Below are 16,076 nucleotides of genomic sequence, written 5' to 3' on the forward strand. Positions count from 1 at the left end.
GTAGCGCTAACGCTTACCGGGCCTACAGTCTTGGAGGACGGGTCAGCGAAGCGCTACCCGCCTCAACAGCATTACGCCTGTTTAGCCGCTTCTGCTGCTTTAACGATGACCGCGAAGGCATCTGCTTTCAGAGAAGCACCGCCAACCAGCGCGCCATCGATGTCCGGCTGAGCGAACAGTTCTGCTGCGTTCGCTGCGTTTACGGAACCGCCGTACTGGATGATAACTTGTTCAGCGATTTTCGCGTCAGCTTTAGCAATGTGGTCACGAATGAATTTGTGAACAGCCTGAGCCTGAGCAGGAGTTGCAGATTTACCGGTACCGATAGCCCATACTGGTTCGTAAGCGATAACGACGCCTTCGAATGCTGCCGCGCCCTGAGTTTTCAAAACGGCGTCGATCTGACGTGCACAGACTTCTTCAGTTTTGCCCGCTTCGTTTTCTGCTTCGGTTTCACCGATGCACAGAACCGGAGTCAGACCTTGTTCTTTCAGCACGGCGAATTTTTTAGCGATCAGCTCGTCAGACTCTTTGTGGTAAGTACGACGCTCAGAGTGACCGATAATGATGTACTGCGCGCCGATATCTTTCAGCATTTCAGCACTTGTTTCACCGGTAAATGCGCCAGACAGGTTCAGGTCAACGTTCTGCGCGCCCAGGATAATGTGGCTACCGGCAGCGGCGTGTTTCGCCAGGTCGATATACATTTCCGGCGGAGCGATTGCTACTGCACAGCCAGCAACGCCAGCCAGTTCTTTACGCAGATTAGCAACCAGTTCGTTTACCATGTGGCGGCTGCCGTTCAGTTTCCAGTTACCCATCACTAAAGGATGTCGCATTTCATTTCTCCACGCTTGTCAGCGAATTAAGGAATATGGCCGCCCGTCAGGGCAGCATGGTCTGTGAAACAGTATAGAGATTCGTCTGCGGAAAGGCTTTGCTTTTTGTCATCAATTCGCCTTCTCAAGACTTTCTGATAGTGCCAGCTTAATCGGTTCAACAGCGAAGGTCAGCCCTTTTTCACCGTTATCTGCCACAACATAGCGAATTGCGCCTTCTGTTTCGGCGTAATAGTGTTTACCTTTGCCGGCAGCGAGCAGTTTTTGCAGCTTTTTCTGGCTCTGCTCTTTCGTCAGTAGCGGGGCGACGGTACGAATGACGGCGGTCATGTATTCCAGCGCTTTCGCTTTGGCCGCCTTTTGTTCTGGTCCCTGAATCGGCAACCAGGTTATCTGCATACTTTTGATTTTTAGCGTGCCGCGCTCAAGGGCGGAGGACGCATACAGGTTTTCATTGATTTTACTGGCCGCGCGGGTGAGGTTTGCCCGATCGCGGCTGCTGTCGATGGCGCGGAACTCATTCAGGATAAGCTTCGGATTCTGCGTATTAAAGTTTTCGCGAAACTGGCTAATCGACAGGTCAAAGGTCGGCGCACCCGCCAGTAAATAGGGGGCCGTGGTTGCCGTCGATGGCTCTTCCGCCCGTGCCGCAACGCTCGCGGTGAAGGCTGAAAACAATAATAAAAACAGTGTAAATCCTTGCTTCATCAATCGTACCTTTCGTTATGACTGCTCACGATTAAAACGGTAACTGTCGGGCTTGTCAAAAGGGTAAACTGTTCTGGAAGGTAATAATAAAGGAACTTACATGACCATACAGCAGTGGTTATTCTCATTTAAAGGGCGCATCGGGCGCCGTGATTTCTGGATTTGGATAGGTCTGTGGATCGTCGGAATGCTGGTTCTGTTCTCGCTGGCGAGCAAGCAATTACTCGATATTCAGACTGCTGCATTTTGTCTGGTTTGTCTGCTATGGCCGACGGCGGCAGTGACGGTAAAACGCCTGCACGATCGGGGACGTTCTGGAGCGTGGGCGCTGCTGATGATTTTGGCGTGGATGCTGCTGGCCGGAAATTGGACGATGTTACCCGGCGTCTGGCAATGGGCGGTTGGTCGCTTTGTTCCGACGCTCATTCTGGTCGGTATGCTTATCGATCTGGGCGCGTTCGTTGGCACCCAGGACGAAAATAAATATGGTAAGGATACGCAGGACGTAAAGTACAAAGCCGAGCGCCAGTAGTTGTCGACCGGAGAAGCGCAAGCGCCGCCCGGCAACCCTCACCAGTAGTGCTCAGCAGTCATATGGCCCGGTCGACGGCGCAGGTGTTTGGTCATCTGCCGGGTCTCTTTCAGCAGTTGCTGCGTGTCGCGTACCATTTGTGGATTTCCGCACAACATCACATGGCTGGTTTCTTTATCCATTGACAGCCCTACCGCCTTTTCCAGTTCACCGCTTTCAATCAGCGCCGGTACACGCCCGGTCAGCGAATCTACGGCTGTCTCACGGCTAACAACCGTCTGGATGCGTAATTTACCTTCGTAGCGCTTTTCCAGCGCCTGCATCAATGGCAGGTAGCTCAAATCGGCGGCATAGCGTGCGGCGTGGACCAGCACCAGATGTTTAAAGCGACCCAGATCTTTGCCTAGTTGCAGAATCGACAAATACGGGCCGATAGCCGTGCCGGTTGCCAGCATCCATAGCGTTTCGCAATCAGGGACTTCATCCAGCACGAAGAATCCAGCGGCCTCACTCACCACCTGAACTTCATCGCCAGGCTTTAGCGCCGCCAGTTGAGGGCTGAGTTTGCCGTCGGGAACCGTCACCAGATAAAATTCTAAGTCGGGGTTATCGGGCGCATTCACGTAGGAATAGGCGCGCTGGACGCGCTCACCGTCGATCTCAAGGCCAAGCTTGGTGAACTGACCTGCAGTGAAGGGAAGAACCGGAGCTCGCACGGTCAAACTAAACAGGGCATCGGTCCAGTTCTGCACCTTTGTGACTTTGCCTGTTACCCAATCTGCCATGGTTTTCTCCTGTCTGCTTTGATTGCCTTATCTTCGTTCGTTGGACGAAAGATTTCCAGCCCGGATGGGCTGGAAGGCTCTATTGATCAAATCAATTACAGGATGTGCGCCTGCACATCGGGATCTTTGCGATCGAGGTAGTGAATCGACTGAATGCGGCGGATCGTGCGTGATTTGCCGCGGATCAACAACGTTTCGGTGGTTGCGATATTGCCTTTACGGCTAATCCCTTCCAGCAGATCGCCTTTGGTGATGCCGGTAGCGGAGAAAATGACGTTGTCGCTGCGCGCCATTTCATCCAGACGCAGCGCTTTGCCCGCTTCAATGCCCATCGCGGTGCAGCGGGCCAGTTCCTGTTCGCCAATACGACGGTTCTCTTCGCTGTCGCCTTTGACGTCATGGCGCGCCAGCAGGCGGCCCTGCATGTCGCCGTCCAGCGCGCGGATGACGGCCGCGGAAACCACGCCTTCCGGAGCGCCGCCAATACCGTACAGCACGTCCACTTCGCTGTCAGGCATACAGGTCAGAATCGAGGCCGCAACGTCGCCGTCAGGAATGGCGAAGACGCGCACGCCCAGTTTCGCCATCTCTGCAATAACCTCGTCATGGCGTGGTTTTGCCAGGATGGTGACGGTCAGGTCACTCAGTGGTTTGTTCAGCGCGGCTGCAATGTTTCGTAGGTTGGTTTCCAGTGACAGGTTCAGGTCGATGGACCCTTTTGCGCCAGGGCCGACAATCAGCTTTTCCATGTACATGTCTGGCGCGTTCAGGAAACAGCCTTTATCGCCTACAGCCAGCACCGCCAGCGCATTCGCCTGGCCCATTGCTGTCATACGCGTGCCTTCGATAGGATCGACGGCGATGTCGACCGCATCACCGTGGCCGGTTCCGACTTTCTCGCCGATAAACAGCATCGGCGCTTCATCAATCTCACCCTCGCCAATCACGATGGTGCCGTCGATGTTGACCTGGTTGAGCATAATACGCATGGCGTTCACCGCCGCGCCATCAGCGGTATTTTTATCGCCGCGGCCCAGCCATTTATAGCCAGCCAGCGCGGCCGCTTCGGTCACGCGTGAAAATTCAATGGCAAGTTCTCGTCTCATTGCAAACTCGTAGCTGAAAGGAATGGCGCGAAGTGTAGCACAGGGGAGGGGACTAGATTATTGATGTGTGTGCGGGGTTGCCCCCGCACGAAGATATTGCCGGACAAGGTAACGTCGCCATCCGGCAATGACGAATTACTCGTCGTGATCTTCCCACGCCATGGCGCGTTTGACCGCTTTTTTCCAGCCGCTGTAACGGAAATTACGCTCGGTGGTTTCGATGCCAGGGCGGAATTCACGCTCGATGACCGCTTTCTCCTGCAGTTCATCCAGATTCTGCCAGAAACCTACTGCCAGACCGGCAAGGTACGCAGCACCCAATGCGGTGACTTCGCGGACTTCCGGGCGCTCAACGCGCGTGCCGAGAATATCGGACTGGAACTGCATCAGGAAGTTGTTGGCGACCGCACCGCCATCGACGCGCAGGGCGTGCAGGCGAATACCGGAGTCAGCCTGCATCGCTTCCAGTACGTCGCGGGTCTGGTAAGCGATAGACTCAAGCGTTGCGCGGATGATGTGGTTGGAGTTTACGCCACGGGTCAGGCCGAAGATGGCTCCGCGTGCATACGGGTCCCAGTACGGTGCGCCAAGGCCTGTGAATGCCGGAACGACGTATACGCCGTTGGTATCTTTCACTTTGGTGGCGAAATATTCAGAGTCGAATGCATCGCTGATGAGTTTCATTTCATCGCGCAGCCACTGGATGGATGCGCCAGCCATAAATACCGCACCTTCCAGCGCGTAGTTCACTTCCCCGGTCGGTCCGCAGGCGATGGTGGTCAGTAGTCCATTTTCGGACTTAACGGCTTTCTCGCCAGTGTTCATCAGCATGAAGCAGCCGGTACCGTAGGTGTTTTTCGCCATCCCTTCCTTCACGCACAGCTGGCCAAACAGAGCGGCCTGCTGGTCACCGGCAATACCGGAGATAGGAATACGAATGCCGCCTTTACCACCGATGTTGGTCTGGCCGTACACTTCAGAAGAACGACGCACTTCTGGCAGCATTGCACGCGGAATATCCAGCGCATCCAGCATCGTGTCATCCCAGTCCAGGGAGTGGATGTTGAACAGCATGGTACGAGAGGCGTTGGTGTAATCCGTTACGTGTACGCGTCCCTGCGTCATTTTCCAGATAAGCCAGGTGTCTACCGTACCGAACAGCAGTTCGCCGCGACGAGCGCGCTCACGTGAGCCTTCCACGTGGTCGAGGATCCACTTCACTTTAGTACCGGAAAAGTACGGGTCAATTACCAGACCCGTGTTATTACGGATGTACTCTTCCATTCCGTCGCGCTTGAGCTTTTCGCAGATATCCGCGGTACGACGACACTGCCACACAATTGCGTTATAGATAGGCTTACCGGTCTCACGCTCCCAGACGATGGTGGTTTCACGCTGGTTGGTAATACCGATCGCTGCAATTTCATCGGAACTGATATCGGCTTTCGCCAGAACTTCTACCAGCGTGGAGCTTTGGGTCGCCCAAATTTCCATTGGGTCATGTTCTACCCAACCTGCTTTCGGGTAGATTTGCTCGAATTCGCGCTGTGAAACGCTAACGATATTCGCATCGTGGTCCATTACGACCGCGCGGGAGCTGGTGGTGCCCTGGTCGAGCGCAACGATATATTTTTTTTCAGTCATGATTATTTGTCCCGTAGTCACATTACTGCGAAGCTTTTTGTTGAGTGTTGGTCGCAACGTCTTTCTCTTCAATCGCGCAGACATCGCACGGTAAATGGCGACCAATCAGTTTGCGATATGCCCATGCGCCTAAAATCGCGCCAGTAATCGGGCCAAACACCGGGACCAGGAAGTAAGGGATATCACGACCACCCGTGAAGGCAATCTCACCCCATCCGGCCATCCAGGCGAAGAGTTTCGGTCCGAAGTCACGTGCCGGGTTCATCGCAAAACCTGTTAGCGGACCCATGGAAGCACCAATAACGGCGATCAACAAGCCGATCAGCAGTGGTGCCAGCGGACCACGAGGTACACCGTTACCATCGTCGGTCAGAGCCAGAATCAGCCCCATTAGAATAGCGGTAATGACCATTTCAACCGCGAAGGCCTGCACAAAATTGATATGCGGGTTCGGATAGGTCGAGAAAGTACCTGCCAGACCCAGACTCTCGGTACTGCCGCGCACGATATGGTTAGTTTGTTCGAAATCGATGAAAAGATTGTAATAAAGCCCGTAAACCAGTGCCGCTGCGCAAAAGGCGCCGGCAATTTGCGAAATAATAAAAGGAGCAACTTTGCGTTTATCAAAACAGGCGAACAGCCAGAGTGCGATGGTTACTGCTGGATTCAGGTGTGCACCAGAAACGCCTGCGGTCAGATAGATAGCCATCGCTACCCCCAGACCCCAGATGATACTGATTTCCCACTGACCAAAAGTAGCCCCAGCAACTTTGAGTGCAGCGACACATCCCACACCGAAGAAAATCAACAACCCGGTACCGAGGAATTCAGCAATGCACTGGCCTTTTAAGGTTGATGTTTGACTCATAATCGGATCCTGAAGAGAGTTTAATGTTTATTGTATGCGAGAAGGTCACTGACATCCCCGGAGCCGGTAGGCACACTGTTAATTTATCGTTAACGCTCAAAAACGAGAAATATCGAAATTGAAATGTGTGTACTCCATCAACAAAATGAGCGTTATCGCGCCATTTCGCGGTATTTGTTATACAAAAATAGTGTGAGCTGAATCATTTCAATGATCAATTCGTTAACACTTAAGAGTTATGATAGTAATGTCACCAGGAGAAAGACGAAAAGTGTTGCAAACCGCAATCTGCGCGGGATGCCGCTGGACAGGGATGACGCGGCTTCATACAATCGGTGTTAAGTAGAGTGCGCTCGTTTTTATTAAGGCGTCGCCGGTTATCGGGACGAGGATTTTTATCCATCAACGCCTTGCAATTCAGGAGAGGTATGACGATGTCATTAGAAGTGTTTGAGAAACTGGAAGCAAAAGTACAGCAGGCGATTGATACCATCACGCTGTTGCAGATGGAAATCGAAGAGCTGAAAGAAAAGAACAACTCACTGTCGCAGGAAGTTCAGTCTGCACAGCAGCAGCGTGAAGAGCTGGAGCGTGAGAACAACAACCTGAAAGAACAGCAGAACGGCTGGCAGGATCGTCTGCATGCCCTGTTGGGGCGTATGGAAGAAGTCTAATTCTCGTCATATTTCACGTTATGGCGGCGTTGGCTGCGTACATTCACCCCAGTCACATAGTGGCCTATGCTCCTGGGGATTCACTTACTTGCCGCCTTGCCCTGACGCGAAATCTATAGAGGATGTAGACTGCGAGTGCCTGTAAGCCGGATAAGGCGTAAGCCGCCAACCGGCAATCAGTGACAACGCATAAAAAAGGCACCTTGCGGTGCCTTTTTCACTTACTCGATATCGAGCGGGTCTTCGGAGAGGATTATCCCGGTGTTGTCGGCGTACAGGTGGTCGCCGGAGAAGAATGTCACGCCGCCAAAGTTGACGCGCACATCGCTTTCCCCAATACCTTCTCCTGAAGCACCTACCGGAATTGCGGCAATCGCCTGAATGCCGATATCCAGTTCTTCCAGATCGTCTACCTGGCGGACTGAGCCGTAGATGACCAGACCTTCCCATTCATTCTGTACGGCCAGTCGCGCCAGTTCGGCATCGACTAGCGCACGACGGACAGAACCGCCGCCATCGACCAGCAGAATGCGACCACGGCCATTTTGTTCGAGCAGATCGTACAGCAACCCGTTGTCCTCGAAACATTTTACCGTGATGATTTGTCCGCCAAACGACGACCGTCCTCCAAAGTTAGAGAACAGCGGTTCCACGACGTTGACATCTTCCTGATAGATGTCACAAAGCTCGGATGTATCGTATTTCATAGGCTTAACGTTCAGTTGCTGCGAGAATTTTCAGTATATCGCGCTATGTGTACTGTTGGCAAAATCATCAATTGTTAATTAGTGTCCAGATCAATAACTATTCGTATTTTTCATTGAAAAACAGGTGATTACTGATTTTGAAAACAGCTGATAATGACCTGAAATTACCCGTATTTCCCTCTGTAAAGTATCCCCGAGGTATCTCCGGAAGATTGCTGGAGCATAAAAGAAAGCCCTATGAGAACGATCAGATTCACCAAAGCCGTGCATCAGGAACTTCCCGTTCCTGATGCAGGCAAACGCCTTGAATATGCTGATAGTGTCGTTAATGAGTTGCGGCTGCGCGTTACGTCTAGTGGCAGCAAAAGTTTTTGTGTGTCCCGAAAGCGCGACGTAAAATTTTACCGTGTGACGTTGGGCAAGTTCCCGGATATGACTATTGAGCAGGCCAGAGAGCGGGCATATAACGCCTTAAGTGAAGTAGCTATCACACGGCGTAACCCGAACGAACGGCGGCGTGAAGAGAAAAATGGGCGGTAACGCTGTCTGATGCTTTGGATGAGTACATCAAATCCCGGTTGGCTGCCGGGCGTATAAAATAAACGACCAGCGAAAAATATGAAGACACCATCAATAATTATTCTGGTGACTGGATGGCTCTTCAACTTTCATCTATCACGTGTGAAATGGTGGAAACGAGACACTAGATCATTACCGGGCATGGCATATGGTTTGGTGGCCCGTTCAGGCGAGAAGAAAAAGGCAGTAAAGCCCAGGCTGATTTATGGGCACGTGTTCTGCGTGCTATCTATCGCTATGCATATGATAGCTACCGTGATAAAGATGGCGGGAGATTGTTACCGGATCCGCCCACAACCATTTTAAGTACAAAAATGCTTTGGAATGGAAATACACGGAGAACAACTAAAATCAGAAATAATGATTTAGGCCGCTGGCTCAAGGCCCTTGATACCGTAAGACAATGGGCTATAGCAGGCTATAAAGTTGTTGCATTATTGGTTTGATTTACGTTGATTTGATGATCAAGTACGCTCGTATTGCAAGTAAGCGTGTTCGGGAATAGCGACGTGTATTGCAGGTTGTCTGCTAAGTGGTCTTTATTTTTAGCAGATCTGCCTGCCAATTCGATTTACCTCTGCTGCTGGTTGTAACCAACCGGGCGGCTCCAGTCATCGTCGTATTTGATATTCCCTTCGATATAAAACCACTCAATGCCTGAGTAGGTGATGGCGATATTTTCCATCATGCCCGGAGTGTGGGAACCCGGCATATAAGCATGAGCAGCATTGACGGACATGATTACGATGTTGTTAAGCGTAATTCGGTAAATCTCGTATTCGACACCCGCCTCGTTGATGTCGTAATAGTGGATTACTGCCTTTTGCAGCCGCTTACTTTGGCAGACTGCAACCGCAAAATATGGCGAGGTCTTATCAATCTCTTTGTGCAGGGTAAAAGCGTTGTGTTCGCGCGAACCCATCAGCTTACCAGTGTTGCGGCATGTGTTTTGGTACACACCGTAACTGCTGTTCATGATTTCAATTGCACCCTCACGGCCCAGCGCCATGCAACTGCCTTTGATCAGCTGTCCATTTTCATCATAAATATACATATAAGCTGGTAATGACATTTATAGATTTCCTTATTTTGTGCTTAATATTTGCCCGTTTCTGTCGATGAAAAAGTTGTAACGGTAATTCTTTCCGTTCAACGTGTATGAAGCCGCATAGATATAGCCCGGCGTTATCGGTATTTTTAAGCACGTTTCAGGATAGGAGAGAGCTACATGCGAATTTTCCGCCAATGTCTTGTATTCATTCCCCTGCTCAGAATAAACGCCGTATCGGCTCAGAACGTCCGATATATTAACAGAGAAGCAAAGCGAATTATTTATAATGGGGAAACTACGCCATGGGGGAACGCTATCGCCAGCGCCACACCCAGCCAGCGCAAAAAAGGCAGGAATGAAAAAGTAGTGTTTCAATGCGGGAACCTCCCTAACACTTTCTCATAGCGGGATATGAGGCTAAGGACAGGCTCAGATGGATCGTAATCCTTGAGGAGATACAAATCAGAGCGGTTGCCGAATCCATACGTTTTAAGCAGCCAATAATCAGCCACCATTGCAGCCTGCTGCTCTAAGCCGTAATCCAAGAGTATGGCCTTATCCAACGTGTAATAGTAATCAACTGCCCAAGAGAACAGGCCCCGCATCCTTACCATCATCCTGCGCTGATGCTGCCAGACGTGCATCATTTCATGTAAAAAAAGATGCTGCCCACTAACGCGATCGTTATTAACATGCGGCTGTGAAAAGTCAGGCTCATAAGTACCTTCCTGAAAGTACAATTCGCCGTTGGGCGTCATGGCGTAGTTGTTCTTTTGGAGGTTGAAAGGTAGATAGCTGCTGCGGTGGATCCAGACTTCGTTATAGCGGATGGTGAAAGCGTAGAGGGTACGGGCCAAGTTGATCTCACCAAGCGTTAACAGCCGTAACCCGCCCCGGTCTATATCGTTCATTTCCCTTATCATTGAAGACATCATCCATTGGTAAAAACACCTTAATACGCCTTAAAGTAAATTTTTTCCTGTTAAAAAATGCGGGGAATATCCGAAATTGTCAAAAACTGCGGCTACGCCGCTTCTAGCGTTAAGCCCCCTGGTTTGGGGGGCAACCGTACGAGATCGGACGCTAAAAACGTAACTTTATGAATTTAAATCTACAAATTCGTGGCGTTGTCGGTCAGGTTTACGTTGATTTGATTACTGGGTTTATTAAGACCGTTAATGCCGGAAACCGCACGGATACTGGCATTAATGGAAAAAGTAAATAAAACCCTCATTTTCTTCACTCGCCCAACCTGCATTAAAAAATGCACTTAGCGTACGCTCTCGTACGGTTGGGCTTCAGACCACGTGATCGGTTAAGTAAGCTGGGAAACGCTGATTTTAGTACTTATAGATCACGGTGTTTACCGTTCGTTGGTATCCCCGGAAAATATAAAAAACATGGAAAAACCTCGCGCCCCTCTATTTGTAAGGGTTGCGAGGCGTTATGCGATTCTAAAAATTGAAATTGTTAATTGATATGTGTCAGTTAAAGAGACCACTGACTTAAGAAAATTCCAACGATAAACAGCAAGTTAGTTAATAGCGCCGCTTTTACGGTGCGTTCCAGCATCGGACGCATTGCCGCAGGATCCATTTCGCGCATCACGTAACGCGCCTGTTTGAAAAGCAGCGGAGCGGCAAGGATAAACAGCCATCCCCACAGACTTTGTAGCGAAAACAGGTTAAACAGCGCCAGGCAGACCAGCGTCCCCATCAGCAGGCAGGCATGGTAGCGGCGGGCATTGACGGCACCTAAACGTACTACCAGCGTGTTCTTGCCGTTCTCTCTGTCGCTGTTGATATCGCGCAGGTTGTTGACGTTGAGCACGGCAGTTGCCAGCAGGCCACAGGCGGTGGCAGGCAGAATCAGCGCCGGAATCAGCGTATGCGCCTGCAGATACCAGCTTCCCATCACGCTGAGCCAGCCAAAGAATACCAGCACGGAAATATCGCCCAGACCGATATATCCGTAAGGGCGATTACCCACGGTGTAGGTGATCGCCGCGATAATCGACAGGCCCCCAAGTACCAGGAAACCGACAAAATCCGCCAGCGTGTGACAGGCCACAGCAACCAGGGCCAGGCCCGACAAACAGATCAACACCACGGTGACGATCAGCGCACGCTTCATCTGCTGTTGGGTGATAACCCCTTTTTGCATGCCGCGCAGCGGTCCAATGCGGTCGGGCTTGTCGCTGCCTTTGACGGCATCGCCATAGTCGTTAGCGAGGTTGGACAGAATTTGCAGCAGTCCTGCTGTAATCAATGCCAACAGAGCAACCAGCGGATCGAAGTATCCTTGCCACCATGCTAATGCCGTACCGACGATGATCGCCGCGAAGGCGAGCGGTAAGGTCTTAGGTCGTAAACTTTCCAGCCAGGCTTGTGAGCGGCTAATTTTTTGTTGTTCAGTCATATTTAGCGCCAATAAAAATGGGGCTTTATCAGCCCCATCAACAGTGATGAAAATGCATTGAACGCGATTATAGGATAAAACGGCTCAGATCTTCATCTGCGACCAGCGCATCCAGATGTTTGCTCACATATTCGGCATCAATTGTGATGCTTTGGCCGTTTAAATCGCTCGCATCATAGGAAATATCTTCCATCAGACGCTCGAGAACGGTATGCAGACGACGTGCACCGATGTTTTCGGTGGTTTCATTGACCTGCCAGGCCGCTTCGGCAATGCGTTTAATGCCCGATTCGGTGAAGTTGATGTCCACACCTTCGGTCGCCATCAGCGCTTTGTACTGGACGGTGATGGAGGCATTCGGTTCGGTAAGGATACGCTCAAAATCGCTGGTGGTCAGCGCCTGCAGCTCGACACGAATCGGCAGACGACCCTGCAGTTCCGGGATCAGGTCAGACGGTTTCGCTACCTGGAATGCGCCAGAGGCGATAAACAGAATGTGGTCTGTTTTCACCATACCGTGTTTAGTGGAGACCGTGCAGCCTTCAACCAGCGGCAACAGGTCGCGCTGTACGCCTTCACGGGACACGTCCGGGCCGGAGGATTCGCCGCGCTTACAGATTTTGTCGATTTCGTCGATAAACACGATTCCGTGCTGCTCAACGGCGTCGATAGCTTCCTGTTTCAGCTCTTCCGGATTCACCAGTTTGGCCGCTTCTTCTTCAATCAGCAGCTTCATCGCGTCTTTGATTTTCAGCTTACGCGGTTTTTGCTTCTGACCGCCCAGGTTCTGGAACATGGACTGTAGCTGGCTGGTCATCTCTTCCATTCCCGGAGGCGCCATGATTTCAACGCCCATCGGTGCGGCCGCGAGATCGATTTCGATCTCTTTATCATCCAGCTGGCCTTCACGCAGTTTTTTACGGAACGCCTGACGCGCTGCAGAAGGTTCCTGCGGCTGCTCTGACTGTCCCCAGTTATTTTTAGCCGGTGGGATCAGCACGTCGAGAATGCGTTCTTCCGCCATCTCTTCGGCACGGAAGCGGTTTTTCTCGATGGCCTGAACGCGGACCATTTTGATGGCAGCATCGGTCAGATCGCGGATGATAGAGTCAACTTCTTTACCAACATAGCCGACTTCGGTGAATTTCGTTGCTTCAACTTTGATGAACGGCGCGTTGGCCAGTTTTGCCAGACGACGGGCGATTTCGGTTTTACCGACGCCGGTTGGGCCAATCATCAGAATGTTTTTCGGCGTAACTTCATGGCGTAGCTCTTCGTTGAGCTGCATGCGGCGCCAGCGGTTACGCAGGGCAATCGCCACGGAACGCTTAGCGTTATCCTGGCCGATGATGTGTTTGTTCAGTTCGCTGACAATTTCGCGTGGGGTCATTTCAGACATGGGGGATCCTTACGCTTTGGAGTTCAATTCTTCGATGGTATGGAAGTGGTTGGTATAAATGCAGATATCCCCTGCAATATCCAACGCTTTCTCAGCAATCTCGCGTGCGCCAAGCTCGGTGTTTTCCAGCAGAGCGCGTGCAGCAGCCTGGGCGTAGGGACCGCCGGAGCCGATGGCAATCAGATCGTTTTCTGGCTGGATGACGTCGCCGTTACCGGTGATGATGAGTGATGCAGTTTCATCCGCAACGGCCAGCAGCGCTTCGAGTTTGCGCAGCATACGGTCGGTACGCCAGTCTTTTGCCAGTTCAACGGCAGCTTTCACCAGGTGACCCTGGTGCATTTCCAGCTTGCGTTCAAACAGTTCAAACAGCGTGAATGCATCCGCAGTACCGCCCGCAAAGCCCGCGATGACTTTGTCGTTGTACAGACGGCGGACTTTCTTCACGTTGCCTTTCATTACGGTGTTACCCAGTGTGGCCTGACCATCACCGGCGATTACCACATGGCCGTTACGGCGTACGCTTACTATTGTTGTCACGAGCAGACCCCTTGGTTACAAATGCAAAACACAGGCCCCGCGCAGTATGCGGGGCGTAATGCAAGTATAGATGGGGGGGATTTTGGGGGTTTCAACCCCCAGTGGCGAGTCGAATGCAGTTTGTGTGACCAGCAACTTTCAGGCGGCTGATGGTGTTGTCGGCATTCTCTTTGCCTTTGACCGGACCAATGACCACGCGATTCCAGCCGTTATTGGTGGTAATACGTGAGTTGAAGCCTTCAAAGGCCAACTGCGCGCGCACGGTTTCTGCCTGCTCAGCGCCTTTAAATGAGCCGCACTGTACCATCCAGCGGCGTTCATCTTTTTTCTCCGCCGTCTGTTTTGGCGGCTGCGTTTCATTTGTTATCGGCGCGGCCGGCTGCGTTTTCGGCTGAGCGGCGGTGGTATGCGCAGGTGTTTGCAGTAGATCCTGATACGGCTGTTGGGCCGCAGGTTTTGGCTGCGCCTTCGGCTGCTGTACCGGTGCGGTTTGCGCAGTACGCGTTTGCTGCTGCTGGTACGGCTGTTCTGTTACCCGTTGGCGCGGCTGTTGAGCCTGCTGTTGGGTGTTATTCCACTGCTGCTGTTGCACCTGACGCTGACGCTGCAGCGTTTGCTGGCGTTGTTCAGCAGTTTGTTCGTTCCATGGTACTTCGTTGAGCTGCGTTGGCTGTTGGCGCATATCGGCCTGCATTTGCGCCAACAACTGGCGCTGCTCATTGGTAAGCTGATCGGCGTTCAGTACCTCGCCGCCTGCAGACGGTTCGGTAGGCGCACGTACGCCAGGCTGACGGCTTTCCAGCTCTTTGATGTATCGCCAGCGCTCTTCCGGTTTTGGCGGGATGCCATTACCGGTGACTTTCTGGTTTTGCAGCGTTTCGGACTCTTCTTTCTTGTGATGCGTAATGAAGTACAGACCACCGATAAAGGTCACGAGTACGGCTGCAGCAATAGCAACCATAGCGGGCGATACCGCAGGCGTATTGCGTTGTTTTTTCCGTGATGTGCTCTTCTTGCGCCGCGAAGGTGCCGGTTGGCCGCGACGTACATAATCTCGTTGTGCCACTATCGTTTCGCTGTATTTATTCGTTCGTCAGCCCGCCATGTTACTTAAGCGGCGGGCCTTTGACCAGACAGGGGAGTCCGAAAGCACTTTACTTTACGTCAGTGCCCGGGTAGTGCCCCGAATAATAAGCTCGCAGTCCAGTAAACGTGAGCCACTGCTGACATTCTGACCTTGTAATTGATCGAGCAGTAACAGCATAGCTTCACGTCCGATATCGAAACGCGGCTGTGCGACGGTTGTCAGGGGTGGATCACAAAATTCCGTGAGCGAAATATTATCAAAGCCAATGATGGATAAATCGTCAGGTACCTTCAGACCCTGACGTTTGGCGTAAGAGAGTGCCCCCAGCGCCATGACATCGCTGTGGCAAAAGACCGCAGTAGGTGGCTGTGGAAGCTCAAGGAGCTGCTTAAGCGCATTGGCTCCCGCTTCATAGGTAAAGTCACCGCGCGCGATGAAATGCGGATCGACTGTAATTCCACTGCGACGCAATGCCTGAACGTAACCTTGCAGACGGTAATGGCACAGCGGCATATCCTCTGGTCCGGCGATACAGCCAATGCGTTTATGCCCCAGTTCCAGCAGATAGTTCATCGCGTTGAAGGCGGCGGTGAGATTATCAATGTGCACGGTGGGGAGTTCCAGCTCTGGCGCGAACTCGTTGGACATGACCATCGGCGGCAAGTTGCGCTGCTCTTCCACGCTGGCATCAAACGGCAGGCGCGAACTGAGCAGCACCATGCCATCGATCTGTTTGGTGATAATGAGGTTGAGGAAGGTCTTTTCCTGCTGATTCTGGTGGGCGCAGTCGCCGATAAGCACCAGATATCCCTGCTCAGCGGCGGTCACTTCTATGCCGCGAATCACTTCGCTAAAAAACGGATCGCAGATATCCGGCACAATCACCAGAATGGTACGTGATTCATTACGCTTAACGTTGCGTCCCATTAATTGGGGTAAATATCCCACTTCCAGCGCTGCCTGTTCAACCTTGTTACGGGTTGACTGCGAGACTTTGTCCGGGTTCATTAATGCGCGGGATACGGTTGCCGTTGAGACTTTCGCCTTCAGAGCAACATCTTTCATCGTAGCGGCGGCAACCTGCTTATTCGGTTTCACTCTTTCTCCTCGCCAGAGAGCTGCTGGCACAGACTCGTCCT

General features: G+C 52.0%; 18 protein-coding genes. 3 read left to right on the forward strand and 15 right to left on the reverse strand.

Features of this window, described 5'->3' with window-relative positions; translation table 11 throughout:
• Window positions 1-71: 71 nt before the first annotated feature.
• Window positions 72-839, reverse strand: coding sequence for a triose-phosphate isomerase (tpiA, locus tag WC7_RS01085; RefSeq protein WP_003028783.1), 768 nt, complete (start codon window positions 837-839; stop codon window positions 72-74).
• A gap of 111 nt (window positions 840-950) precedes the next feature.
• Window positions 951-1,547, reverse strand: coding sequence for a YiiQ family protein (locus WC7_RS01080; RefSeq protein WP_016155250.1), 597 nt, complete (start codon window positions 1,545-1,547; stop codon window positions 951-953).
• A 100-nt stretch (window positions 1,548-1,647) separates the two neighbouring features.
• Here WC7_RS01080 and WC7_RS01075 point away from each other — a divergent pair, with 100 nt between their 5' ends.
• Window positions 1,648-2,079: a DUF805 domain-containing protein gene (locus WC7_RS01075; RefSeq protein ID WP_016155251.1), complete on the forward strand. Its 432-nt coding sequence runs from the start codon at window positions 1,648-1,650 to the stop codon at window positions 2,077-2,079.
• A gap of 38 nt (window positions 2,080-2,117) precedes the next feature.
• Here the strand turns inward: WC7_RS01075 and fpr are convergent, their stop codons facing one another.
• The 4 genes from fpr to WC7_RS01055 all read right to left on the reverse strand — a co-directional run bounded on the left by fpr (window position 2,118) and on the right by WC7_RS01055 (window position 6,482).
• A complete protein-coding gene (gene fpr / locus WC7_RS01070) occupies window positions 2,118-2,864 on the reverse strand; it encodes a ferredoxin--NADP(+) reductase (protein WP_016155252.1) in 747 nt (248 codons plus the stop codon).
• A 95-nt stretch (window positions 2,865-2,959) separates the two neighbouring features.
• The gene (gene glpX, locus WC7_RS01065; RefSeq protein ID WP_016155253.1) at window positions 2,960-3,970 is read right to left on the reverse strand and encodes a class II fructose-bisphosphatase; all 1,011 of its coding nucleotides are present in this window, start codon (window positions 3,968-3,970) and stop codon (window positions 2,960-2,962) included.
• A 135-nt stretch (window positions 3,971-4,105) separates the two neighbouring features.
• Window positions 4,106-5,614 (reverse strand): glycerol kinase GlpK, encoded by a 1,509-nt coding sequence (gene glpK, locus WC7_RS01060; protein WP_016155254.1) that lies wholly within the window; start codon window positions 5,612-5,614, stop codon window positions 4,106-4,108.
• A gap of 22 nt (window positions 5,615-5,636) precedes the next feature.
• On the reverse strand, window positions 5,637-6,482 hold the full coding sequence (locus WC7_RS01055) for an MIP/aquaporin family protein (protein ID WP_016155255.1): 846 nt from the start codon (window positions 6,480-6,482) through the stop codon (window positions 5,637-5,639).
• A 428-nt stretch (window positions 6,483-6,910) separates the two neighbouring features.
• On the opposite strand from WC7_RS01055, the gene zapB reads away from it, so the two are divergent.
• Window positions 6,911-7,156, forward strand: coding sequence for a septal ring assembly protein ZapB (gene zapB / locus WC7_RS01050; RefSeq protein WP_019077914.1), 246 nt, complete (start codon window positions 6,911-6,913; stop codon window positions 7,154-7,156).
• A gap of 221 nt (window positions 7,157-7,377) precedes the next feature.
• Here the strand turns inward: zapB and rraA are convergent, their stop codons facing one another.
• Complete coding sequence (gene rraA / locus WC7_RS01045; protein WP_008787034.1) at window positions 7,378-7,863, reverse strand: ribonuclease E activity regulator RraA; 486 nt, start codon at window positions 7,861-7,863, stop codon at window positions 7,378-7,380.
• Window positions 7,864-8,100: 237 nt separating this feature from the next.
• On the opposite strand from rraA, the gene WC7_RS27235 reads away from it, so the two are divergent.
• Window positions 8,101-8,403 (forward strand): Arm DNA-binding domain-containing protein, encoded by a 303-nt coding sequence (locus WC7_RS27235; protein WP_231390994.1) that lies wholly within the window; start codon window positions 8,101-8,103, stop codon window positions 8,401-8,403.
• A 610-nt stretch (window positions 8,404-9,013) separates the two neighbouring features.
• Here the strand turns inward: WC7_RS27235 and WC7_RS01040 are convergent.
• The 8 genes from WC7_RS01040 to cytR form a co-directional block, all read right to left on the reverse strand.
• On the reverse strand, window positions 9,014-9,514 hold the full coding sequence (locus tag WC7_RS01040) for an Hcp family type VI secretion system effector (RefSeq protein ID WP_016155257.1): 501 nt from the start codon (window positions 9,512-9,514) through the stop codon (window positions 9,014-9,016).
• A gap of 12 nt (window positions 9,515-9,526) precedes the next feature.
• Complete coding sequence (locus tag WC7_RS27395) at window positions 9,527-9,868, reverse strand: putative T6SS immunity periplasmic lipoprotein (RefSeq protein WP_369708034.1); 342 nt, start codon at window positions 9,866-9,868, stop codon at window positions 9,527-9,529.
• Window positions 9,865-10,416: a hypothetical protein gene (locus WC7_RS01035; RefSeq protein WP_016155259.1), complete on the reverse strand. Its 552-nt coding sequence runs from the start codon at window positions 10,414-10,416 to the stop codon at window positions 9,865-9,867. Before WC7_RS01035 ends, WC7_RS27395 begins: the two co-directional genes overlap by 4 nt.
• Before the next feature lie 565 nt (window positions 10,417-10,981).
• Window positions 10,982-11,911 (reverse strand): 1,4-dihydroxy-2-naphthoate polyprenyltransferase, encoded by a 930-nt coding sequence (gene menA / locus WC7_RS01030; protein WP_016155261.1) that lies wholly within the window; start codon window positions 11,909-11,911, stop codon window positions 10,982-10,984.
• A 67-nt stretch (window positions 11,912-11,978) separates the two neighbouring features.
• Complete coding sequence (gene hslU / locus WC7_RS01025) at window positions 11,979-13,310, reverse strand: HslU--HslV peptidase ATPase subunit (protein ID WP_003028803.1); 1,332 nt, start codon at window positions 13,308-13,310, stop codon at window positions 11,979-11,981.
• A 9-nt stretch (window positions 13,311-13,319) separates the two neighbouring features.
• The gene (gene hslV / locus WC7_RS01020; RefSeq protein ID WP_003028805.1) at window positions 13,320-13,850 is read right to left on the reverse strand and encodes an ATP-dependent protease subunit HslV; all 531 of its coding nucleotides are present in this window, start codon (window positions 13,848-13,850) and stop codon (window positions 13,320-13,322) included.
• Between the two features lie 91 nt (window positions 13,851-13,941).
• Window positions 13,942-14,916 carry a cell division protein FtsN gene (ftsN, locus tag WC7_RS01015; protein ID WP_071600361.1) on the reverse strand — a complete coding sequence of 325 codons (975 nt, stop codon included), beginning with the start codon at window positions 14,914-14,916 and terminating at the stop codon, window positions 13,942-13,944.
• Between the two features lie 93 nt (window positions 14,917-15,009).
• The gene (gene cytR, locus WC7_RS01010) at window positions 15,010-16,035 is read right to left on the reverse strand and encodes a DNA-binding transcriptional regulator CytR (protein ID WP_016155263.1); all 1,026 of its coding nucleotides are present in this window, start codon (window positions 16,033-16,035) and stop codon (window positions 15,010-15,012) included.
• Window positions 16,036-16,076 lie beyond the last annotated feature (41 nt).

The organism is Citrobacter sp. KTE151 (assembly GCF_000398845.1).
In the GTDB taxonomy this organism is placed as follows: domain Bacteria; phylum Pseudomonadota; class Gammaproteobacteria; order Enterobacterales; family Enterobacteriaceae; genus Citrobacter; species Citrobacter braakii.

What these genes read in the sequence shown, in the direction of transcription:
- tpiA (WP_003028783.1), bottom strand. Translation starts at nt 839, where the DNA reads ATGCGACATCCTTTAGTGATGGGTAACTGGAAACTGAACGGCAGCCGC.
- WC7_RS01080 (WP_016155250.1), bottom strand. Translation starts at nt 1,547, where the DNA reads ATGAAGCAAGGATTTACACTGTTTTTATTATTGTTTTCAGCCTTCACC.
- WC7_RS01075 (WP_016155251.1), top strand. Translation starts at nt 1,648, where the DNA reads ATGACCATACAGCAGTGGTTATTCTCATTTAAAGGGCGCATCGGGCGC.
- fpr (WP_016155252.1), bottom strand. Translation starts at nt 2,864, where the DNA reads ATGGCAGATTGGGTAACAGGCAAAGTCACAAAGGTGCAGAACTGGACC.
- glpX (WP_016155253.1), bottom strand. Translation starts at nt 3,970, where the DNA reads ATGAGACGAGAACTTGCCATTGAATTTTCACGCGTGACCGAAGCGGCC.
- glpK (WP_016155254.1), bottom strand. Translation starts at nt 5,614, where the DNA reads ATGACTGAAAAAAAATATATCGTTGCGCTCGACCAGGGCACCACCAGC.
- WC7_RS01055 (WP_016155255.1), bottom strand. Translation starts at nt 6,482, where the DNA reads ATGAGTCAAACATCAACCTTAAAAGGCCAGTGCATTGCTGAATTCCTC.
- zapB (WP_019077914.1), top strand. Translation starts at nt 6,911, where the DNA reads ATGACGATGTCATTAGAAGTGTTTGAGAAACTGGAAGCAAAAGTACAG.
- rraA (WP_008787034.1), bottom strand. Translation starts at nt 7,863, where the DNA reads ATGAAATACGATACATCCGAGCTTTGTGACATCTATCAGGAAGATGTC.
- WC7_RS27235 (WP_231390994.1), top strand. Translation starts at nt 8,101, where the DNA reads ATGAGAACGATCAGATTCACCAAAGCCGTGCATCAGGAACTTCCCGTT.
- WC7_RS01040 (WP_016155257.1), bottom strand. Translation starts at nt 9,514, where the DNA reads ATGTCATTACCAGCTTATATGTATATTTATGATGAAAATGGACAGCTG.
- WC7_RS01035 (WP_016155259.1), bottom strand. Translation starts at nt 10,416, where the DNA reads ATGATAAGGGAAATGAACGATATAGACCGGGGCGGGTTACGGCTGTTA.
- menA (WP_016155261.1), bottom strand. Translation starts at nt 11,911, where the DNA reads ATGACTGAACAACAAAAAATTAGCCGCTCACAAGCCTGGCTGGAAAGT.
- hslU (WP_003028803.1), bottom strand. Translation starts at nt 13,310, where the DNA reads ATGTCTGAAATGACCCCACGCGAAATTGTCAGCGAACTGAACAAACAC.